Consider the following 21,993-nt stretch of genomic DNA (forward strand, 5'->3'; position numbering starts at 1 on the left):
CTAATAATAGTATATCAAAACTTGAAAATTTAGTATAATATAAGTAGAGAAATTTAGAAAGAGTGATAACATGATAGAATCAAACGATTGGCTATTAAAACAAATCAACGTAGTAAGTGAATTTTTGCAAAAATTATTTACAGATATGGAAACAAGTAGAAAATTAAACGAAAATGAACAATACCAAAAAGATTCATTCGAATTTGAAAGATTGTTGGAAAATCTTATCGAAGAAGATAGAATTAATGATGCAGAAAATATTTTATTCGAAAAGCTAGAGACAAATAATCTAATGTATGCGACAATTGCTACTAGATTTTATGACAAATTAAAAGGACTTTCCGACGAAAAACTTCAAAAATCAAACTACAGTCGTGACGAAATCCTACAAGGATTAAACGATATGTGTGATATGTTTGGTTTGGAAATATTTAAGGGATAAAAAAACTGGTTTGTATAAACCAGTTTTTTTTAATCGTATGATCTTTGCCATATGTCTCTAATTTTTTGCATAATATCTCTGTCAACTCTCTTGGGATATTCGTATCCCAAAATTTCCGCAACGTGAAGTCCTTGTTTTCTAAATAGATCACATGATTTGAACAAAGTACTCCACAAGTTTTCCAATTCAGGTAACGGATATGTTTCCAAATATCTTTCATAGTGCTCTTTTGGAAGATACGTCTTGATGTATTCGTAATTGTATCCAATATTTACATTAAAATCGTAATTGCTTCCAATGTAGTAGCCAGTCATTTTATCTACGTTTTCTCTTACATGATAAAACATTTGAATGGCGTAGATTTCTTCTTTTCTATACAATCCCTTTGCAACGTTCAATGAATTTATGAACATTTGATTGACTAACGATTCGAATTCGTGTTTTGTTGGCTTTAATTGTCTGAAACAAACATCCGATTTCGTGCTATTTCCAACCAAAACTTGGTCTTTGTCCAGCAAAATTTCCGATTGACTGTCTTCATTAATATAGGCTTGCATCGTGTTTTCTTTTATGAAAAATATTCTAATTTTCGAAATATCATCGAGAATAATAGTGTAGCTTATATTATGCGGATTAATTTTATTTGTATAAGTTAATTTGTCAGATTTTTCAAGCATTAATACATCACCAAACAAACTTTCAATGAAATGTGAATCCTTAAACTTTTCGAAATCACTTACTCCGAAAACAAAATGATAATCAGTATTTTCGTCTTTTTTTATGGAAGGATTAAGTCTTCTTCCAGTTTCTATTAGACTTCTAACCTCTTCATTTTGTTTTGAAAATTCAATAACTTTTCCTTTAATATTATTAACCATTCAAATCACCTATCATTTTGATTAATCACATATTCATACACATCAGCTGGTTTTTCAGCGACAAAAACCGCATTTTCGTATTCATCTTCATTTCCAAATCCATATCCTGCAGCTATCGCCTTAATATTGTTAAGCCTTGCCCCTTCAATATCGTGATGTCTATCTCCAACCATAATAGATTCTTCTGGTTTTATACCAGTTTCATCTATCAAATAAGCTATTACATCTTCCTTCTCAACCCTCGATTGATCCATAGTAGCACCAGCAGCATAAGAAAAATATTTCAACAGATTATTGTCCGCAAGAATTTTCTTGGCTGATGATTCAACTTTACTTGTAGCCAAATAAATTTTATATCCTTTGTCGTGAAGTTTTTGTATAGTTTCTTCTATTCCATCGTACAAGTACATTTCCTTCATGCCTTTTTTGAAATAATAATCTCTGAAATCTTCAATTCTATCTTTTGATTCTTCTTCACTAAAACCCAAATTCATGTAACTGTCTTTCAAAGGAGGTCCTATAAAAGATATAAGCTTACTTTCATCATATTTAAAATTTATTTTATCCAAACTAAACTTAACGGCATTTACAATCCCTTCATAAGAGTTTGTAATAGTTCCATCAAGATCAAATAATATATTCTTAATCATAATTCCCCTCTCGATTTATTATATCATAGCAAATTTAAATAAGCGTAATAATAAAATAAAATTTGCACCAATGACTATTTTATCATATATTTCGTTTTGTGTTTGAATTTTGGGCAAAAGAAAACCTCGCACTTGGCGAGGTTTGTAATTTATTTTGTCATTCCTGTAGAATCGATGTTTCTAGCTTGAGCTTCATCTTCTAATCTCTTGTCCATTTCAGCTTCTGCTGTTGTTTCTTCAACATTTTCTTCAGCTTCAACAGGTGTCGTACGACTAAGCTTTGCGTCTTGTTCTTTCATCGCTCTTAATCCTTCTTCTAAGCCTTTATCAAATAAGTGACATGCTACGAAGTGCTTATCGGAAATTTCTTGTAAAACTGGTCTGTCTTTTTTACAGATTTCCATTGCGTAGTTACATCTTGTACAGAACTTACATCCTTCTGGCGCGTTTATTGGTGAAGGAATTTCACCTTGTAATTTAACACGGCCTTCACTTGAAACATCTGGATCTGGAATAGGAATTGCAGAAATCAATGCTTTAGTGTAAGGATGTAGTGGTTGATGATAAATCTTTGTGTTTGAAGATACTTCAACCATACTACCCAAATACATTACGCCGATTCTATCTGAAATGTGTTTTACCATTGACAAATCGTGTGAAATAAATAGGTAAGTTAATTTCTTTTCTCTTTGTAATTCAATAAGCAAGTTTACTACTTGTGCTTGAATACTTACATCAAGAGCTGAGATAGGTTCGTCACACACGATAAATTCAGGTTCTACAGCCAAAGCTCTGGCAATACCAATTCTTTGTCTTTGACCACCAGATAGTTCGTGTGGGAATCTAGCTCCGTGTTCAGCGTTAAGTCCTACAGTTTTTAATAATTCTGTAATTCTGTTTTGGATATCTTTTTCTTTCATTTCAGGGAAGTGAACTCTGATACCTTCTCCAATAATATCGCCTATTGTCATCTTAGAATCTAGAGATGAGTATGGGTCTTGGAAAATCATTTGAGCTTTTTTCTTGAAAGCTTGTCTTTCTTTACCGCTCAATTTTGAAGTATCTTTTCCTTCATATATAACTTTACCATTTGTAGGATCGTATAAGTTAATTACAGTTCTGCCGCATGTAGTTTTACCGCATCCAGATTCTCCTACAAGTCCGAAAGTTTCCCCTTTATATATTTTAAGATTTACATTTTCAACAGCTTTTAAAGTCTTGTTCTTACCAACTTTGAAAAACTTATCTAAGTTTTCTAAATCAACAAGCACTTCTCTGTTTGAATAATCTATGTTTTTATCTTTAATAACTTTAGTTTCTGACATAATTCACTCCTAATAAGGTCTTTCAACTTTTGGTGCTTGTTCATGTGTCAACCAACATCTGCAAACATGATGATCTGAGTATCTTGTTTCAGGCGGTTTCTTTTCTCTACAAATTTGCATTGCATAATCACATCTTGCAGCAAATGGACATCCTGGAATTTCCATCAATAAATCTGGTGGAGTTCCACCTAATGAATACAATTCATTATCTTTTGATGAGTCAAGTCTTGGAACACTCATCAACAATGCCCATGTGTATGGGTGATGTGCATCCTTAAATATTTCTTGTACAGTACCAGTTTCCATAATTTCACCGGCATACATTACTTGAATTCTATCTGCAAAGTCAGCTACTACACCTAAATCGTGAGTTACAAGAACTATAGAAGTGTTTTTAGTGTCTCTCAATTCTCTCATCAAATCCAAAATTTGTGCTTGAATTGTTACATCTAGTGCTGTAGTTGGTTCGTCAGCTAAAATAACATTAGGGTTACATGCCAATGCAATGGCAATCATAACTCTTTGTCTCATACCACCAGATAATTCGTGTGGATATTGTTTAACACGTTCTTCAGCATTAGGAATATTTACAGTCTTTAACAATTTAACAGCTTCTTTTTTTGCTTCATCCTTTGATAAATCAGTGTGCAATAAAAGTGATTCTGTAATTTGTTTACCTATTTTCATTGTTGGGTTAAGAGAAGTCATAGGGTCTTGGAATATCATAGATACATCAGATCCCTTGTATTGTCTCAATCTCTTTTTGTCCATTTTAAGAACTTGTTCATCCATATATTTAATTGAAGATGGTTCTTTGATAACTGCTGATTGAGGTAAAATTTGAAGTATAGACTTACTTACTACTGTTTTACCACATCCAGATTCACCTACTAAGGCCAACGCTTCTCCATCGTAAATGTCAAAGCTTACGCCTCTTACAGCCTTTACTTCTCCAGCGTAAGTATTGAAAGATACATTCAAGTTATCTACTTCAATTACTTTTGGTCTGTTAGTGTAATCCTTAGCTACTCTTGCAGTTCTTGTAATTTCTTCTGATAAATTTATTTTTTCGTTCATATTATTTTCTTCGTTAACTATATCTTCTACAACTTCAGATGAAACAAACTTAGTTGTTGTTTCAACTTCACCATTTTCATCAATAGCAGTTTCTTCAACAAATGTTTCTTCTGAAAGACTTTGTTCTCTTTTTAATTCGTCTACATCTTTGTATTTATTCTTGCTCATGTTTTTTCCTCCTACTGTCTAAGGTTAGGGTCAAGCGCATCTCTCAAACCATCACCTAACAAAGTAAATGAAAGCATTGTTAACCCGATCATTAGAGCTGGGAAAAACAATTGATAAGGATAAAATTGGAATACTTGTTGAGCTTGTGAACACATAAGTCCCCAAGAAGTTTCTGGAGGTTGTACACCAAGTCCCAAGTAACTTAAGAAAGCTTCACCAAATATATATCCTGGAATATCAAATGAAATTGATACAAGTATTACGTTCAAAGTATTTGGAATAAGGTGTTTGATAATGATATCTTTGTTGCTAACACCCAATACACGAGCTGCCATGATATAGTCTTGTTCTTTTAATGAAAGAATTTGACCTCTTACAAGTCTCGCAAGACCACACCATCCAGTAATAGTCATGGCTAAGATAAGAGTTCCTACACCATTTGAATTTAAAGCCAATCTTAAAATAATTACTAATAAAAGGTAAGGAATAGAAATCAAAATTTCTACAATTCTCATCATTAATGTATCAACTTTTCCACCAAAGAATGCAGAAGCCGCACCATAAATAGAACCAATTACAGTACCGATAATAGCACCTGCAAGACCTATTATGATGGAAATTCTACCACCTCTCCAAATTCTTGTGAAGATATCTCTTCCAAGTTCGTCAGTACCGAACCAGAATTTTCCACTTGGTGATAAGTTTACTTCTCCTACTAATTGTTCGTGAGAATATCCTGTTAACATTGGTCCAATGATAACCATTACAATTAAAAATACTAATATAATAAATGCAACTAAAGCTGCTTTGTTTTCTTTAAATCTTCTCCAAGCGTCAGACCAGTATGTTACTACAGGTCTTGCTATAAACTCAGATGTTCTATCGTCATCTGTAAGTCTTTTAAATTTGCTTTGATCTATTTTTTCCATACTAATCCCCTAATCTATAATTTTAATTCTTGGATCTGCTATACCATATAAAATATCTACAACTAATTGAGATACTAAGAACAAGAATGCATAGAAAATTGTTGTACCTATAATCATAGGATAATCTCTGGCAGTTATAGAGTTTACAAAGTAGCTTCCTAAACCTGGTATAGAATACATACTTTCAATAATGAATGATCCTGTAAAGATACCAACGATTTGTGGAGCTATAATTGTGATGATAGGAAGGATAGCATTTCTAAAAACGTGTTTTCTAATTACATTGAAGCCTGATACACCTTTTGCTTTTGCAGTAAGTATGTAGTCTTCGTTCAAAACTTCCAATACATTACTTCTCATATATCTAGCATATGTAGCTATAGAGCCAAAGCATAATGCTATTGAAGGCAAAATTGTATATTTAATCTCGTCTCCATATCCTGAAGTTGGAAACCAGTTTAATTTTACTGCGAAAGCGTATTGTAAAAGAGCCCCCAAAATAAATACCGGTATAGTAATACCTAAAATAGCTAATACACTGATAATATAATCTGGCACTTTACCTCTATTTAAAGCCGCAAGAATACCAAAAATAATACCAATAGTAATACCTATTACCATGGCTTGACCACCGATTCTTCCAGATACTGGAGCAGTTTGAGCTATTGTTGCTTTTACTTCTCTACCTGGATATTTGTATGATGCACCTAAATCACCGTGCAATGCATTTTTTAAAAATATTGCATATTGTGTTGATACTGGCTTATCCAAACCGTATCTTGCTTTGTAGTTTTTGATTGTTTGCTCTGGAAGAGTCTTACCCATCGCAGACAATGGATCCCCTTGAATATTATGCATCAAGAAGAATGTTGCTGTTGTGATTACAAATAATGTAAGCAACATATACAAGATTCTCTTTATAAGATATTTTAACATGAGTCCTCCTATATACAATTAGTAGTACCAGAAATTATTGGAATAATAACTGTTTCATCAGCTAGGATTTGTTCAGCTTTCTTATACAATTCAACTTGTTTCTTTTCGTCTTTTTCTTTGGCAGCGTCTCTGATTAATTTATCATATTCTGGGCTCTTCCATCCAGTTCTAACTGCGTTAGCACTTGAAGTGAATAGAGACATCATTGCTGATGGGTGGTTGTAGTCAGCAGTCCATGCTAAGTATCCCATTTGGTAATTACCTTTGTTGATTTTACCAGAAAGGATAGCCCATTCCATCATTTCCAATTTAACTTTAACTCCAAGTTTATTTTGGAAGTTTTGTTGGAAATATTCACCGAATTTCTTCAAGTCTGGTGAGTTAGTCATAATTAAGCTTACTTCTAATTTAGTTGGATCTGGATCCATTCCTAATTCTTTAAGACCTTCAGATAATAAAGCTTTAGGATCGCCTAATTTGTCAGCCATTTCTTTAACAGGGTTACCTGCCATTTCTCTGTATTTCAATTCGTTAATTGTAATAGCTTTTGGTACCCAGAAATAAGCTGGAGCTGATTTACCTTTAAGAACTGTATTGTTGAAACCTTCTCTGTCTAAAGCGATGTTGAATGCTTGTCTAACTTTCTTGTTCTTAAATAATTTATCTTGGTGGTTAACTGCAAAGTAGTCAACTGCTGGAATATCAACTTTTTGAGTCTTAGTTCCTTCTCTCTTATCGAACTTAGAAGTCCATTCTGGTTTGTTAGTACTTACACTCATTACTTCTCCAGATTGGAAAGCATTCATCATTGTGTTTGTATCAGTGATAACTCTTATGTTAACTTTTTCTAATTTAACTTTGTCTTTGTTCCAGTAATCTTTGTTCTTTTCAAGAACTAATTTAGAGTTGTGAGTCCATTCAGTTAATTTGAAAGGTCCGCAACCAACGATTGTGTTAGCTTCAGATCCGAATTGTTCACCGTGTTTTTCAACTATATCTTTTCTTTGTGGGAAACATACTCTGAAAGGAACGATGTTAATGAAGTATTGTGCTGGAGCACCTAATTTAATTTCCAAAGTTTTGTCATCAAGAGCTTTAACTCCTAATTTATCCAATGGAGCTTTTCCTTCGTTAACTTCTTGGAAGTTAGCTATATCAGCTAGTAAGAATGATGAACCAGAACCAGTCTTAGGGTCTGCAGTTCTCTTAATACCATATTCGAAGTCTTTTGCAGTTAATGGTTGTCCATCTTGCCATTTCAATCCATCACGTAATGTGAATGTATAAGTCATGGCATCTTCTGAAACTTTCCATTCTTTAGCTGCTGCTGCTTCTGGTTTCAATGTTAAATCGTCGTTTTGAACTAATCTAATAAGTGGTTCATATACGTTATTAACAATTGTATTACCATACATATCGCTACCTTTTTGAGCATCTATAGAGTCTGGGTCAGCGCTTAAGAAAGTATTATATACTGTGTTTTCTCCTTTAGCTCCTCCGTCTTTTGATCCTCCATTTCCACATGCTGTACCAGCAACCATTAAGCCGGCTAACATCAAGGCAACAAACCTTTTCTTGTTTCTCATTTACAATTCCTCCTTAAATATTTTAATCATATGAGAAAATCCGAATTAATCGTGAATACATATTTGAGATTCAATAAGTTCTAGTCTTCACGCTTTTCGTAATTTCATTATAACATGAATTTATGAAAATGATAACATGAAGAACGTTTTTTTCAAATATTTTAATATTAAATTGTTATTTTATTATCGTGTTCTGTTTTTTTATAAAATGTTTCGTTTTATTTTTCTTTTGTGTAATTGAAATATTTTTGTAATATTCTGTATTTTATTGAGATATTGTTTTCATAAAATTATCATTTGATATTTATTATCATATCTGTTCTGAGTGAAATATTTTAACATTTTTTTCTAATATTTTTGTGTTTTTGTGTGAAATATTTATTTAATGGAATTATGTACATAAAAAATGAGATATTTTAGGAATTTATAGTGTCAAAGCATTTAGTGAATTTTTCTAAATCATTGTAACTTATTTGTAATATTTTTTTATTTTTTAATCCCATTAAAAAATACGACCTTTTTATGGTCGCATTTTTATAAATCTTTTATCAATTCATCTACCATGTGCTCTTCGGTAGACCAAGATGTACAAATTCTTATATTGATATAATCATCTGTTTTGTAGTTTTCGCAAAAATTATATTTATGTTTTAATCTGTGATATCTTTCATAATCCATGTTTACGAATATCGTATTGGTGGTTGATTGTGTAGCTAATTCATAATTTTGTTCTTGTAGTCTGTGTCTAATTCTGTCAGCTTGCTCATCAGCTTTTTCTGCTAATTTGAATATCAAATCGTCAGTGAATAATTCTCTAAATTGAATTCCTAAAAATCTGGATTTGGCAATTAACATTCCCGAACCTTTTATGTAATTTTTGAAATGAAGTTTGAATTCATCATTGTTTAATATCAACGCTTCTCCAAACATCGCACCACATTTTGTTCCACCAACATATGTCGCATCTACTATATCGCAGATTTCTTTTAGTGTTAAATCGTTGTTCTTTGCAGCAAGAGCATACGCAAGTCTTGCACCATCCATAAATAAATACAATCCATGTTTGTCACAAACTTTTCTGATTTCCATAAGTCTTTCTTTAGTATAAATTGTTCCAGACTCCGATGAATTGGTTATGTAAACCATTTTAGGAATTGGTTTATGGAAATACGCTGGATCATTCATTCTTTCTGAGACAAACTTATCTATTACTTCTGGAATTAATAATCCATCTTCATCTTCTACTATTTCTATTTTATGACCAATATCTTCAATAGCGCCAGTTTCTAATGTGTTTATGTGTGCATTGTCACATGCAATAACGCTTTCAAACGGTCTTAAAGATGTTTTGATTAAAAGTTTATTGCAAGCTGTAGAACCGTGCAAGAAGTAAACATCTTGATCCGAAATTTTCCTTTTTATGAGTTCTTTTGCTTGATGAGTGTATTCATCGTTGCAATATCCTTGTTGTTGTACCATGTTGGTTTCTTCAAGTGCTTTTATAATGTTTGGATGAACTCCTTCAAGATAATCGCAGTTAAAATTATACATAATTTTCTCCTCAATTGACAATAATTAATTTGTTAAAATACAGATTTATTATAACACTAGATAAAATTTTGTAAAGAATATTATTCAATTATTTTGTGTACAAACATTTGATTTGATAAGTCATTTTTTGTCCACTATCATAAAAACTATCCACTCTTTCAAGTATAGTTTTATATTTAGTTTCGCCAATCACACCTTCATCTACAATGGATAAATCAGGATTTTCCGTGTCAATATCGGGACCTTGTTCATTCCAGAAATCTTCTAATTTGTTTCTAAATTTTTCGATATTTAGTTTACCTATTTTTTTGCCTTTGTATTGTATAACAATTACGTTTGATTTTTTAGAAAACGTAACTTCTGGATTTCCAGTGTTATTTATGCTTTGATTAGTAAAATCGTATTCGAATACTATGTTTTCTAGAAGTCTATCGTATCCTGTTGTATCAATTTCTAATTTATTGTTTGCATAAAATCTATTTTTACCATACAAAGATTCAAATTCATCGCCTCTAAACCCAAATACTCTTTTCATATTTATTTCCGAAGTTGTGAATTTTTCATCCAAAAAAGCCAATTCTTTTGCTGAGTGTTTTCTTGTAAAATAGTCAAGCTTATCTTTTATTTCTTTTATTTTAGCTGGATTTATATTTTTTTGTGGTTTTATTTCGCCATTTACAAGAAGATTTTCTTCAATTAACATTTTTTCCAATCGGTTTTTTTGATCAATTTTACTTATATTGTACGCAGAAACTGGTCCAACTGATGATATCAAAGTTAATATCAACAGAGTTGTAGGTATTGTGATGTATGTTTTTTTGTTGAAAAACAAATAGTAAATCATCGATATTACGATAAATACTCCGCCAATCACTACCATATATCTTCCTTCTGTTATTCCGTAATACGATATTCTAATACCTATTGAGTAGAACATCATACCCGAAAGTATCAACAATATTAAAGGTTGAACTTTATCGTAGATTTTTATAAATTTGTCTTCTACTGTCTTTGATACAAACAAAACCACAACTGAAAGCAATCCATACCACAAAATTAGATTTGTGATTATATTATTAGGAATTGTCTTTAATACTACGACTTTTATTATATAAAGAAGCAAAATCGATCCGTATATCAAAAATAATGGAGCAATTATTCTCGTAAATAAAAACTTGAAAGGCGTAAGCCATTTTATTTTCAAATTTTCTTCGCAATATTTTAACGGGAACTTGGATAAAATTATAGTTGCGTTTAGTAAAAGGAATATTACTACTGCACATGTAACTATTAAATTGCTAAGATTAAAATTTAGTTTGAATAATTCTTTTGTAGTGTATAAAATCGCAACAATTCCAACGAAAATCGTTACACAATAAATTAACGATTCTATTATTGCCAAAATAATTTTGACCGCATAATCAGCGTAATCAATTTCTGTGTTGAAATGGCCTGCTACAAACATTCCAATGAACAAAGCAAAAAACAATCCCATTTGTGTGATTTGGTTTTTAAGATAAAGTGATTTGTCCACTTTTATTATTAGAAAATAGCACAATAATCCCATAATTACAGATACTATTGCATACACCAAAGCTTTTTGGCCATTGGTAATTTCTATGTTTTTATCCGTAATAATAAGTTTTACAATCATGTAGCTCATGGCAAAATACAATGACGAGATAATCAAATCTACAATCAAGGTGCTGTTCAATACATTAAATTCGATTTTCCATATTTCCATAATTGAAAATATTGTAGCGATAAATATAGCAAATAGTACCATAGGATAAATTTTAATTGTTTTTACTAAAGTCTGTAATTTTGATTTCAAAATTTCTAGTTTCATAATTTCCTCCCGCTTTTCTTTATTATATCACTATAAATATTAGAAAAACGGCTAGAAATTATTTGTTGCAATTTCGTAAACATTTCTTTATATTTCACAGATTTTTCGTTGATTTTTCTATATCCAATAAGAACTTTTTCTTATCTATACCAAATTTGTATCCAGTAAGCTTATTATTTTTGCCTATCACTCTGTGACAAGGTACCAAAATCATCAAATCATTTGATCCAATAGCTTTTCCAACTGCCCTAGCAGATGTTTTTGTGTTGTAAATTTTTTCGTATTTTTCTTTGATGTCAGTGTATGTTGCAGTTGTACCATAAGGAATCTCGTACACAAGCATCAATATTTTGGTTGCATAATCAGATTTTTCGATACGAAAATTTTCAAATTTTCCAATAATTTCCCCCGAAAAATAATCGTCCAAATACGATATGCATTTTTCGATTATTTCATCCGTACCTTCTTCTACGAAAAAATCTACGAATTCACATTTTATTATATTTTTTCCATCACTTTGGATGAGGATATTGCCTAATTTTGATTTATAAATTTTTCTCATAAAAAAAGCCCGGATTGCTCCGAGCTATCTCCTTTATTTTACATTTAATCCTTTTATGAAGTTCGTAAATAATACCGATAAAATAATTGCTACGACTCCAGCTCCCAAATAGACAAACATATTAAGTCCACTAAATAATTTGAATGCTGATATTAAATATTCTGAGAAGAACACATTCACAGCGATAATAATCGCAGTAAATAATATGAATATCTTCACAGCTCCAAGTTTATATGCTAAGAAAATCAGTGAATTGAATGCAAGGCTACATATAGTTGTAATCACAAAAACTTTCGGCATGTATGACAACAATGAACCTTTTGTGAACACTCCTATCTTATCGTAATAAATTTCGATTTGTCTAGCATGTAAATATCCTGACATTATTCTAGTCAAATAAACTATTCCTATTATAATTCCAAAAACCAACACAATGTTGAAAATTCTTTCAAATATCGTCGCTTTTTTAATTTGTTTTCTGTGATATGATGATTCGATGTTCATTCCAAAATCTTGGAAATAATCTTTGCTTGCTACTAACAAAAAATAGAAAGTGTTGAACAAAAACATCGCAACTACGTATGTGAATAGTGGAAGTTTCCCGAAATCGAATTTCCATATTTTAAAATAGGAAAGTCCGCCTATAATTGCAAGTATAACAACAGATACCAGAAGGGTATAAAACGCGTACGACAAACTAGTCGACAACTTCTGTTTTAACAGTCTTTTCATAATTTCCCTCCTCAATCATTGTTATTAATTCATCTAATGGTAATTGTTTGATTACACATCCATTATTTTCAAGTAAAATTCGTTCATCCTCGTTAATATCATCGAACATTTTAATTTCATCTTCTAATCCATCCGAAGTTCTCGTCAAAATCCTCTTGTAATTCATAGCAGTTATAATTTCCTTTGGTCCACGAACCACATTCGCTTTTGTAAGAATGTTGTGTTTAGAATCTTTGAATTTAATTCTTCCATTTTGCATTAACACCAAATAATCAAAGAATACTTCTTCCACAATTGGAGCCGAAATCAAAATCGTATTTCTGATTAATTCTTGGCGTTTTTTCATTATATCTATGAATTCCAAAGAAAGTTTCCTGTCTGCTATTTCAAAATTTTTCAACAACACAACTTTTTTGTTCGTAGCAAGTGCCGCAGTCATAAGAACTATGTTGCAATAATCTTCCTTCAAGTCCTCTAATCTTGCAAATTCATCAATCGCAAATCCTTTAAGAACAGAATCCACAAATTCTTCATCAAAATAAGGGCTCAACTTCTTCTTTAATTTAAGATACTTCTTCACCTTCATAGAAGAATTGTAATCTTGTAAAAATGTTGAAAATTCAACTTCATTAGTTAGCTTTGGATTCTTTAGTACGTTTTCTTTTTCTTCAAAGCCGTACAAAAACTCCCCATTGTATTTAGTTGTAAAAGAACCTAAAATATCGAACAACTCATCAATATTTTTGTCGTGACCTGTAAACAAATATATGTAACCTTCTTCTATTTCAAGGCTACAATCCAAGTCAATCTTCTTGAATCTTCTTTTTTTGTTTATGTTATCTATCGTATACATAAAATCTCCTATTTAAATCTCGAATGAGATAATCTACTTGCCGCAGCCGCTGCAATCGCAGCCACTATATCATCCAAAAACGTGTTAACGCAATCAGTTTTTTCCACGTCTAATTCCTTTATAATTCCGATTTTTTCCTTATCCAAATACCCAAAATTAGTAAAACCAATCGAACCGTACACGTTAATAATAGACAAAGCCAACACTTCATCGATTCCATAAAGACCTTCATCTGATTCAATAATCTTTTGAATAGGATCGTCAAATAATTTCTTGTCGCAAGCCTTGTCGATTGCAATCCCTGTCAAAACGCATTGCAGCACTTCTCGTTTTTCTAGAACTCTCTCTACATTTTCAGTGCAAAGTTGCATCGTCAAATTAGGATAGTATTTTTCTTGTAAAGTAAACACTATTTTTGAAATATCTTCTATCTCAACGCCTCTTTCTTGCAATTGGCGAATTGTAATTTCTTTTAATTCTTGAATAGTATAAGGATATTCTGAAACTTTTTTTCTGCCCATGCTACCTCCTAGTAATATCTCTATACTATATTTTACCCAAAATTCAAGAGTTTTACACTAATTTTTATCATAAATAATGATTTTCAAATTTTTAATCAAAAATATCAGGAAATATTAAAAATGACCCCTATTTTTTGGAGCCATTTCGTGTAAATTATTTCTCAATATATGATTTTATAAAGTAATTTCCGTCCTTATTTTCAAGTGTAAGAGTCGCATAGTTGTTTTTTAATACCAAATCATTGCCTTTGATTTCTCCTTCATTTGGATAAAAAGTGCCTATGCCAACATCGCTTACAAATGTATAATAAGCGTTGTTTTCTTTCAAATACAAGCACATTCCTTTGCTTTTAACATCGTCTGAAACAATCCCTGCGTATTTTTTCAACGTAGCATCTACGAGATTTTTGTCTATTTCAACTAACGGCATTAGTTTAGCTGATAATTCGAATTCTGAAAAACTATCTAGTTTTTTCAATTTTTCAAGAGTAGTTTTGAATTCATCAGAATTTTCTTCCAAGACTTTACTTGGAAAATATTTGATAAAACTATCCAAATCTATTTCTTTTGGATCGTTGTAACTTCCTGCCTTGAAGAAATTCGAAGTTATGTTTATATTTCCATCAAATTCTGATCCAGGAAATTTTTCCACAAATACTTTTTTAATTTGATTGACCTCGTCATCTGTAAGCTTTCTATCTTTTCCTGTCTTTATCCCTTTAAAAGCTTGTTCAAAGTAATTTCCAACCCATTTTTGTTGTTCTTCAGTTAATTTGATATTTTCTTTTTCCACATTATTTTTACTACAAGATGCTAGAAATATTATCGCAAATAATAAAACAACCGAAAATTTTAAAAACTTATGTAATCTTTTCATAAATACTCCCCCTTTGTTTGAGTAATTTATACCCAGATTTTTAAAATTCATAACAAAAATATCCCCTCAATATAAATTGAGAGGATACCTAAAATTTAGAAGTTTATGGGATTACTTTATGATATTTGTTAATTGAGTAATTACATCTTCAGATACTGATTTTTCTCCACCAATTACATAAGATTTGTTGAATTTAGTATCTTTGATGAATTGTTCTGTTTTTTGTCCTAATTTGTCTTTGTTAGTAAGAAGGATTGCACCTTTTTGTTTTGCTGAGAATGGTGCTGCAACTAATGCGTCCGCAAAGTTTTCGCCACTTGCTACTACGACAACTTCTTTTGCTCCAGAATATTTTGCAAGAAGAATACTTGTTTCGTATCTGTCAGCTCCGCCAATTCTGTTAACTGTAGCATTGGAGATTTTTTTGATGTTAGCTTTTGTGCTTTCAGATACTGATTTTTCACCACCAGCTATGTTTATTAATGATGCTTTTGATGATTTGATAACATCTTCAACCGATTTGTCGATAGCGTTAACTCTTACTAAAAGTATTGGAGCTTTGTCTTTTTCAGCTGCGTTGTTAAGTGATAATGCATCGGCATAATTTTCACCACTCGCGATTTCCAGTGTTGTTGTCTTATCGTCGATAAGTTTAGCTGAGATTTGTGCACTTGTTTTGTATCTGTCAATTCCTGAAAGTCTGTCAACTTTGAAGTTTCTCTTTTCTAATTCTTTTTTCAATCCTTCATCGACAGATTTTTCTCCACCGATAATAGTGATTTCTTTAGCTTTTAATCTAGCAATTTCACTCATTACTTCTTTACTAATTGAATTAGAAGATACATACAACAAGGATGCGTTGTTTGCTTTTGCAAATGGAGCAGCTGTCAAAACGTCAGAATAATTATCTTGGTTAGCTAATACGACTTTGTTAGTTCCTTCTTTGAACATTTTCTTAGAAACTTCGATAGCTGTTTGTACTCTGTTTTGTCCAGAAATTCTTTGAACATTTTCATTTGTAGTGTTTGCAGTTGATTTTTCGATTTCAACTTGATCAACAACTTTTAATGAATCTGTTTCATAAGTTGTAGCAACTATTGACTTGTCAGTCACTTTAACTTCTGTGAAGTTTGGCTTGTAATGTTGGTCTCTAACTGCCATGTAGTCTTTGAATTCTACTAAATCATAGTGTTTTGAACCTGATGCAGAGTTTGCAGTTAAATATAATTGTCCTTTTGGGTTTACATATTTTGATGGAACTTTACCTTCTTCTTTTGATTTGTCAGTAAAGTTTCTTTCGCTTTCAATTGCTATTCCACCATCCATCATACGACTTCTAGTGTATACGTGGTCGTGACCTGCTACTATTAAATCAATACCGTATTGTTTCATCAATGCTGGATATTCTGCTCTTCTTTTGATAATGTCATCGTCATTCGCATGAGTTGCTGCAGAATAAATAGCGTGGTGGAAGCCAACTACTTTCCATTTGATTTTTTGATTTTTTGTCATTTCAATTGCTTTTTCAATTGTAGCTTTGTGTTCAGCAGTATTCATGTTGTTAGAGTTTAACTGAATGAATAACGTATTATTGTACACGAAATAATAGTTGGAACCTGCTTCTGTTTTCCCTTCAGCTTGAAGGTTAGGAAGTGCAAAGTGTTGTGAATATGAATTTGCTTGCGAATCGTGGTTACCAATTAAAGTTGCAAATGTAATTCCTTTTGCGTTTTCTCTTTCTATATATCCACTGTATTCTAATTCTGATTTAGATGTATATTCGTTGATTTGGTCTCCCAAACTGTACAAGAAACTCATTTGTGGAACTTGTTTTTTGATAGTTCCCAATGCTTTTTCCCATTTGTCTCTGTCTGCGTAGAATTTACCAGCACCAATTTGAGGGTCCCCTGCTAATACAAATGTAAAGTCTCCTTTTGGTTGAGTTGTAAATTCGAAAACTTGAGATTTTTTGCCATTACCATTGTAAACTCTGTACATGTATTTAGTGTTTGGTTTCAAGCTTTTGATATTTACTTGAGAGTTTGACATATCTTTAAGTTCATACAAATCTTTTAAAGCTTGATCTTTCTTATCTTTTTCGATTTTTACTTTTGCGTTTGATTTGTCATTGATATCAAATGTTGTGTTCTTGTCAGAAGTTACAGCTTTGATTTTCGTTGCATTTGAAAAATCTTTTTGATCATTTGCTTCTACGATTTCCAAATAACCTTGTTCTTTACTCTTGCTGTACCAAGTGAAGTTTCTTTCGCTTTGGTCTTTACCTATAGTCAAGATTGGAAATCTTATTTGAGATTCTTCTTGAGTTTGTGTTGCTGTTGTGCTAACATCATTTTTTACATTAGTTTCAGCAAATGTAGTTGTGTATGTAGCTGTTGTAGCTATAGAAAATACCATACCCAGTGCTAATAACGCTTTTGCCGTTTTGTTCATTAATTTTCCCCCTTAAGATTATATATAATTGATGAGAATAATGATGTCACTGGCACCATTATAATCACAACGACCGTACCTATCAGCCCTTTTGTGATTTCCACTGAAAAGAAATCAGAATTTACAAGCTGATTAAAACTTACTCCGTGCGATATCAAAACCATAATCGTCACTAGAGAAGCCCCAATAAATGCAAACACCAACGTGTTTACCATTGTTCCAATAATATCTTTACCTATATTCATTCCGCTTTGAAAAAGCTTCTTGCTATCCAAATCTGTATTTAATGATTTAATTTCTTTCAAAGAAGATGAAATCGACACACTAACATCCATTGAAGCACCAAGAGATGCTATGGAAACTGCAGAGAATAATAAGTTTTCAATCCTAAGTCCCCACGTTTTTCCTATCAAAATCAACGTTTCTACATTTTCCATATTGTGTCCAGAAACATACAAAACTTTTCCAATGATTTTGACCATAATTGCCGCTATCAAAAATGAAGTTCCTATCGATATCATATTCACCAAAGTCATTTTACTGTATCCATACAACACCACTAGAGAATAGACTGCACACAAAATTACAGTTATAATCGTAATCAAAATATTATTGTATCCATTCATCAAAAGCGCCACATCAAAAAATAAAATTATGTAAATACTTACAAATAAAGCTATCGCACTTTTGAGGCCTTTTATCCCAGCAATCACAGCCAAAAATATTACAAATAATGCTATAATCACAAAAATTCTTATACTTCTATCGTAGTTGTACACGGAATAGTAATAATCATCAGTTGAACCTGAATTTTGATTTTGAATTAGAATAACATTACTTTCTTTGTGAACTTTAATGCTGTGTGTGTTCACAAGTTCGTTATCCAACTCCACAACTTTTCCAGTTTTTAAAATCTTAGCTTTAATCTTCTGAACGCCGACAGGTTTAGAATTGTCCGGATAATCTAGCGATTCATCCACAACTTCCACTACCTTCGCTCGCAGATATTCCACACCCTTGTAACTAATCAAGCTTTCGTTATCATCTAGTCTTTTATTCAAAAAGAAAATTACCACCAAAAGCAAGATTAAAATTACATTAACAATTTTCTTCAATATTTCATCACCTATTACATTGTACGATTAAAATATTAAATTTATGTTTTTCAAAGTTAATAAAATGTAAAAATTTGTTAAAAAAGCATTAAAAAAAGCACATCATTTGATATGCTTAAAGAAACTATTCTCATTGTATATTTTCGATGCAATAAAAGAAGTCACTGGAACCATTATGATCACAACACTAATTCCAATTAGCGCTTTCGTAATTTCCACTGCAAAAAAATCAGAACTTACAACTCTATTAAAAGTATTTGTTCCGTGCAATATAAAAATCATTATGCTCACAAGTGATGATCCAATAAATGCAAATACTAATGTGTTGACCATTGTTCCAATAATATCTCTGCCAATACTCATCCCACTTTTAAATAATTTTTTGCTCGATACATCTTTGTTTAGTGATTGAATTTCTCTTAATGCAGAAGCTATCGATACACTTACATCCATTGACGCTCCCAATGCTGAAATAGCAACAGTTGAAAACAGTAAATTGTCAATATTTAATTTCCATACCTTTCCTATTACGAGTATCAATTCTCCGACATTTTCCAGATTATACCCCGAAATATTAAGTCCGATACTCATTAGCTTAACCAAAATACTCACAAATATAAATGATACAGAAACAGAAATCATATTGATTAAACTCATTTTAGAATAACCATATAATATCAAAGTGGAATATATTGTACACAAAATCACCGTTAAAATCGTAATTACAATATTATTGAATCCATTCATGATAAGCGAAATATCGAAAAACAAAATTATGTATATACTAATCACAAGAGCAATCGTACTTTTTATTCCTCTACTTCCTGCAACAATTGCTATGAAAATTATAAATAATCCCATCCATAAGATTGTACTAAAACTTCTATCGTAATTATACATCCTGTAAAAAGTTTCAGAATTATGATGAGGATTTCTACTTTTCGCCAGAATTACTTTGTCGTTCTTTTTTACTAAAACACTATGCGATGCTTCTAGTTTATTCTCCACATTCACAATTTCTCCAGTTTTTCTAATTTTCGCTTTGATGTTTTGTATTCCAACAGGTTTTGAATTGTAAGGATAATCCAGAGTTTCATCTACAATATCTACTACAGTAGCTTTTACATAATCAAGCTCAATTCCATCATAGCTTACCAAATGGTCATTATTTCCCCATTTTAAATTTATTATAAAAATCAGAGCCAAAATTAGTCCTAAAAATATATTACAAATTTTTTTCAATTATTCACCAACTCCATCTATATATAATACTACAATTTTTTTAGTTTGATAATTGGTTTCAATAAAAAAGTTCCTCGGCAATCGCCAAAGAACTTTTATCTATTATTGAATTAATATTTTTCTCTTGAAGAATATTCTGTGTGAAGCAAATGATGTGCTTTTTCTGAACCAGGAGCATCCAAATACTCATTGTAAATCTTTTTGATAGATTTGTTTTCGTAAGATCTTCTGATTGGTTTGTCCCTGTCTTCTGTGTGAATAGCCTTCATTCTCTTTTCTAATTTCGAAACATTTCCTCTAAGAAGTGGTTGACCAGCTCCGCCGATACATCCACCAGGGCAAGCCATGATTTCTATAATTTCGTAGTGAGCTTTTCCATCTCTAATTCTTTCCAAAAGTCTTCTCGCATTTGCAAGTCCACTTGCAACAGCAACCTTAACTTCTTTTCCTAAAATTTCGATACTAGATTCTTTGATGCCTTTCATTTCTTTAAGTTCCTTGAACTCTAATTGTTCAAGGTCATCACCAGTTAACATATTGTAAGCAGTTCTCACTGCAGCTTTCAATACACCACCACTTGATCCGAAAATCAATAAAATATTAGACAGAATCACATGTTAAAAACGAGCTGAAATTAAATCAGCTCGCTTTTATTTTACATGCATTGTTTTGTTGCAATATTTTTGTACTTTTTTATCATGACTAATAATGAACACGATTTTATTGTCGATATCTTTAATAAAATTCGAGAAGAAATCTTCCTGTGATTCTGAATCCAAATTACTTGTTATTTCGTCAAAAATATAAACATCAGCATTTCTCATTAGGCTTCTAACGATGGATACTCTTTGTTTCTCTCCTCCAGACAAGTTTTCTCCATTTGCCAAAATTTCCGAATCCAAGTTTTTATTCTTCAACACAGGTTTCAAAACATCCATCGACAATATTTTTTCATCGATAGATTTGTCTTTAACTGTATCCACCAAAATATTTTCCCTCAAACTTGCAGGAATGATAAGTGGATTTTGTGGAACGTATGCGACTTTTTCTCTTAATTCATCCAAAGATAATGAATTGACGGCCTTTTCGTTGATAGATATTCCATCAACATCTCTGATATTCAACAACGAACGCAGTAATGTACTCTTACCAGCACCACTTTTTGCGTCTATGTATACGATATCTGAAGGATAAAATTCTTCGTTAATTTCAAATTTGAACTCAGTGTCCAAAATTTTTACAACAGGATTTTCAAACTTCACTTTGCTAATAGTATTTTCAACAGCAATCCCGTCTTTGTTTTCTAAATTATCTAAAATATTTTCCTTATAAAATCCAGAATCCACCTTCAAATTCGTTAAATCGATGTTCACTCCATTTAACGAATACAATGAGTCGAAGAATACATTGATTACCAAAGTAAACACAACGATTGAATACAACTTAGCATTTCCAATCGTAACATTATAACTTATCCATATCAACAAAGCGTTTTGCACAAGCTCGTTAAACATTCTAATACTGCTACTTGCTGCACCTGCGAATTGATTAACGCTTTTGTGCGCTTCAAAAATTTCCACGATTTTCTTGTTGATAAGATTATCAAAACCATCAAACTTGGAGTATTGTTTCAAAAAATCTGGATTGCTGTAAATATTGTTAAAATCTTGGTAGTTTTTGGAAGTAATCGCAGATAATGAAACACATTTTTCGGATAATTTTTTATTGATTAATTTAAATCCAAAAAATGTAAATGGTATTATCGCCAGTAAAATCAAACCATAATAAATATTTTGAATTGAAACAAAAATCAAAGCTCCAATAATTATCAAAATGGAACTAACCATAGTATTGACATCGTCAATTAAAAAACTGTAAATAGAATTGGTCAACTTCGAAACCTTAGTAATCAATGAATTGTTTCCCAAATTAATCATAGTGTCGTATTTCACGTGAAATAAATCCTGCATAAAATTACCCAAGTTCTCTGAATTCACATTCACTGCTACTTTTTCTTTTAACAAAATCAGCCCTATTTGAATAAAATAATTTAAAACCATTATCCCAAACAATAAGTACAAATCACTTCTTTGAATGTTGGTAATATCTCTGAAAATCTTGTTACTTAAAAACGGTACTGACAGCGTCGCCACAACCATAATTAAACTCATAATTAAAGATACTGCCATAAACTTAATGTTCTTTTTAAGAATTACTTTTATCATAATGTCCACTCTCCTTCAAATTTA

The 21,993-nt window shown here is 31.4% G+C and carries 20 protein-coding genes; 1 reads left to right on the plus strand and 19 read right to left on the minus strand.

Annotated elements, in window-relative coordinates:
* Positions 1 to 70: 70 nt before the first annotated feature.
* Positions 71 to 442, plus strand: coding sequence for a DUF6483 family protein (locus tag FMG_RS06545; RefSeq protein WP_002837151.1), 372 nt, complete (start codon positions 71 to 73; stop codon positions 440 to 442).
* 29 nt (positions 443 to 471) lie between these two features.
* Here FMG_RS06545 and FMG_RS06550 read toward each other — a convergent pair whose 3' ends face one another.
* The 19 genes from FMG_RS06550 to FMG_RS06640 all read right to left on the minus strand — a co-directional run bounded on the left by FMG_RS06550 (position 472) and on the right by FMG_RS06640 (position 21,969).
* Positions 472 to 1,320: an aminoglycoside 6-adenylyltransferase gene (locus FMG_RS06550; protein WP_012290921.1), complete on the minus strand. Its 849-nt coding sequence runs from the start codon at positions 1,318 to 1,320 to the stop codon at positions 472 to 474.
* Positions 1,321 to 1,325: 5 nt separating this feature from the next.
* A complete protein-coding gene (locus FMG_RS06555) occupies positions 1,326 to 1,970 on the minus strand; it encodes an HAD family hydrolase (RefSeq protein WP_012290922.1) in 645 nt (214 codons plus the stop codon).
* 149 nt (positions 1,971 to 2,119) lie between these two features.
* Positions 2,120 to 3,295 carry an ABC transporter ATP-binding protein gene (locus FMG_RS06560; protein ID WP_002842355.1) on the minus strand — a complete coding sequence of 392 codons (1,176 nt, stop codon included), beginning with the start codon at positions 3,293 to 3,295 and terminating at the stop codon, positions 2,120 to 2,122.
* Between the two features lie 9 nt (positions 3,296 to 3,304).
* Positions 3,305 to 4,540, minus strand: a complete 1,236-nt coding sequence (locus tag FMG_RS06565; RefSeq protein ID WP_012290923.1) for an ABC transporter ATP-binding protein — start codon at positions 4,538 to 4,540, stop codon at positions 3,305 to 3,307.
* 11 nt (positions 4,541 to 4,551) lie between these two features.
* Positions 4,552 to 5,469: an ABC transporter permease gene (locus FMG_RS06570; protein WP_002837145.1), complete on the minus strand. Its 918-nt coding sequence runs from the start codon at positions 5,467 to 5,469 to the stop codon at positions 4,552 to 4,554.
* Positions 5,470 to 5,478: 9 nt separating this feature from the next.
* A complete protein-coding gene (locus tag FMG_RS06575) occupies positions 5,479 to 6,405 on the minus strand; it encodes an ABC transporter permease (protein ID WP_012290924.1) in 927 nt (308 codons plus the stop codon).
* Positions 6,406 to 6,413: 8 nt separating this feature from the next.
* Positions 6,414 to 7,991 (minus strand): peptide ABC transporter substrate-binding protein, encoded by a 1,578-nt coding sequence (locus FMG_RS06580; protein WP_012290925.1) that lies wholly within the window; start codon positions 7,989 to 7,991, stop codon positions 6,414 to 6,416.
* A gap of 534 nt (positions 7,992 to 8,525) precedes the next feature.
* Complete coding sequence (locus tag FMG_RS06585; RefSeq protein ID WP_012290926.1) at positions 8,526 to 9,542, minus strand: threonine aldolase family protein; 1,017 nt, start codon at positions 9,540 to 9,542, stop codon at positions 8,526 to 8,528.
* Between the two features lie 88 nt (positions 9,543 to 9,630).
* Positions 9,631 to 11,391 (minus strand): DUF4153 domain-containing protein, encoded by a 1,761-nt coding sequence (locus FMG_RS06590; RefSeq protein WP_012290927.1) that lies wholly within the window; start codon positions 11,389 to 11,391, stop codon positions 9,631 to 9,633.
* 94 nt (positions 11,392 to 11,485) lie between these two features.
* Entirely contained in the window at positions 11,486 to 11,953 is a 468-nt protein-coding gene (locus tag FMG_RS06595; protein WP_012290928.1) for a methylated-DNA--[protein]-cysteine S-methyltransferase, read from the minus strand.
* Between the two features lie 33 nt (positions 11,954 to 11,986).
* Positions 11,987 to 12,685 (minus strand): hypothetical protein, encoded by a 699-nt coding sequence (locus tag FMG_RS06600; protein WP_012290929.1) that lies wholly within the window; start codon positions 12,683 to 12,685, stop codon positions 11,987 to 11,989.
* Entirely contained in the window at positions 12,651 to 13,538 is an 888-nt protein-coding gene (locus FMG_RS06605) for a hypothetical protein (protein ID WP_012290930.1), read from the minus strand. Before FMG_RS06605 ends, FMG_RS06600 begins: the two co-directional genes overlap by 35 nt.
* Positions 13,539 to 13,546: 8 nt before the next feature.
* The gene (locus FMG_RS06610; RefSeq protein WP_012290931.1) at positions 13,547 to 14,059 is read right to left on the minus strand and encodes a phosphatidylglycerophosphatase A family protein; all 513 of its coding nucleotides are present in this window, start codon (positions 14,057 to 14,059) and stop codon (positions 13,547 to 13,549) included.
* Positions 14,060 to 14,213: 154 nt separating this feature from the next.
* On the minus strand, positions 14,214 to 14,936 hold the full coding sequence (locus FMG_RS06615; protein WP_227930506.1) for a hypothetical protein: 723 nt from the start codon (positions 14,934 to 14,936) through the stop codon (positions 14,214 to 14,216).
* Positions 14,937 to 15,047: 111 nt separating this feature from the next.
* Positions 15,048 to 17,387 carry a cell wall-binding repeat-containing protein gene (locus FMG_RS06620; RefSeq protein ID WP_012290933.1) on the minus strand — a complete coding sequence of 780 codons (2,340 nt, stop codon included), beginning with the start codon at positions 17,385 to 17,387 and terminating at the stop codon, positions 15,048 to 15,050.
* Positions 17,387 to 18,502 carry a YibE/F family protein gene (locus FMG_RS06625; protein WP_012290934.1) on the minus strand — a complete coding sequence of 372 codons (1,116 nt, stop codon included), beginning with the start codon at positions 18,500 to 18,502 and terminating at the stop codon, positions 17,387 to 17,389. The genes FMG_RS06620 and FMG_RS06625 overlap by 1 nt, the downstream gene beginning before the upstream one ends.
* A gap of 102 nt (positions 18,503 to 18,604) precedes the next feature.
* Entirely contained in the window at positions 18,605 to 19,744 is a 1,140-nt protein-coding gene (locus tag FMG_RS06630) for a YibE/F family protein (protein WP_012290935.1), read from the minus strand.
* Positions 19,745 to 19,854: 110 nt separating this feature from the next.
* On the minus strand, positions 19,855 to 20,310 hold the full coding sequence (locus FMG_RS06635; protein ID WP_227930505.1) for an iron hydrogenase small subunit: 456 nt from the start codon (positions 20,308 to 20,310) through the stop codon (positions 19,855 to 19,857).
* 84 nt (positions 20,311 to 20,394) lie between these two features.
* Entirely contained in the window at positions 20,395 to 21,969 is a 1,575-nt protein-coding gene (locus tag FMG_RS06640; protein ID WP_012290937.1) for an ATP-binding cassette domain-containing protein, read from the minus strand.
* Between the last annotated feature and the right edge of the window lie 24 nt (positions 21,970 to 21,993).

Origin of the sequence: Finegoldia magna ATCC 29328, from assembly GCF_000010185.1 — a bacterium.
Classification (GTDB): Bacteria; Bacillota; Clostridia; order Tissierellales; family Peptoniphilaceae; genus Finegoldia; species Finegoldia magna_H.

Bases quoted from the DNA above. Each gene is read 5' to 3' on its own strand.
- FMG_RS06545 (WP_002837151.1), top strand. From the start codon at position 71: ATGATAGAATCAAACGATTGGCTATTAAAACAAATCAACGTAGTAAGT.
- FMG_RS06550 (WP_012290921.1), bottom strand. From the start codon at position 1,320: ATGGTTAATAATATTAAAGGAAAAGTTATTGAATTTTCAAAACAAAAT.
- FMG_RS06555 (WP_012290922.1), bottom strand. From the start codon at position 1,970: ATGATTAAGAATATATTATTTGATCTTGATGGAACTATTACAAACTCT.
- FMG_RS06560 (WP_002842355.1), bottom strand. From the start codon at position 3,295: ATGTCAGAAACTAAAGTTATTAAAGATAAAAACATAGATTATTCAAAC.
- FMG_RS06565 (WP_012290923.1), bottom strand. From the start codon at position 4,540: ATGAGCAAGAATAAATACAAAGATGTAGACGAATTAAAAAGAGAACAA.
- FMG_RS06570 (WP_002837145.1), bottom strand. From the start codon at position 5,469: ATGGAAAAAATAGATCAAAGCAAATTTAAAAGACTTACAGATGACGAT.
- FMG_RS06575 (WP_012290924.1), bottom strand. From the start codon at position 6,405: ATGTTAAAATATCTTATAAAGAGAATCTTGTATATGTTGCTTACATTA.
- FMG_RS06580 (WP_012290925.1), bottom strand. From the start codon at position 7,991: ATGAGAAACAAGAAAAGGTTTGTTGCCTTGATGTTAGCCGGCTTAATG.
- FMG_RS06585 (WP_012290926.1), bottom strand. From the start codon at position 9,542: ATGTATAATTTTAACTGCGATTATCTTGAAGGAGTTCATCCAAACATT.
- FMG_RS06590 (WP_012290927.1), bottom strand. From the start codon at position 11,391: ATGAAACTAGAAATTTTGAAATCAAAATTACAGACTTTAGTAAAAACA.
- FMG_RS06595 (WP_012290928.1), bottom strand. From the start codon at position 11,953: ATGAGAAAAATTTATAAATCAAAATTAGGCAATATCCTCATCCAAAGT.
- FMG_RS06600 (WP_012290929.1), bottom strand. From the start codon at position 12,685: ATGAAAAGACTGTTAAAACAGAAGTTGTCGACTAGTTTGTCGTACGCG.
- FMG_RS06605 (WP_012290930.1), bottom strand. From the start codon at position 13,538: ATGTATACGATAGATAACATAAACAAAAAAAGAAGATTCAAGAAGATT.
- FMG_RS06610 (WP_012290931.1), bottom strand. From the start codon at position 14,059: ATGGGCAGAAAAAAAGTTTCAGAATATCCTTATACTATTCAAGAATTA.
- FMG_RS06615 (WP_227930506.1), bottom strand. From the start codon at position 14,936: ATGAAAAGATTACATAAGTTTTTAAAATTTTCGGTTGTTTTATTATTT.
- FMG_RS06620 (WP_012290933.1), bottom strand. From the start codon at position 17,387: ATGAACAAAACGGCAAAAGCGTTATTAGCACTGGGTATGGTATTTTCT.
- FMG_RS06640 (WP_012290937.1), bottom strand. From the start codon at position 21,969: ATGATAAAAGTAATTCTTAAAAAGAACATTAAGTTTATGGCAGTATCT.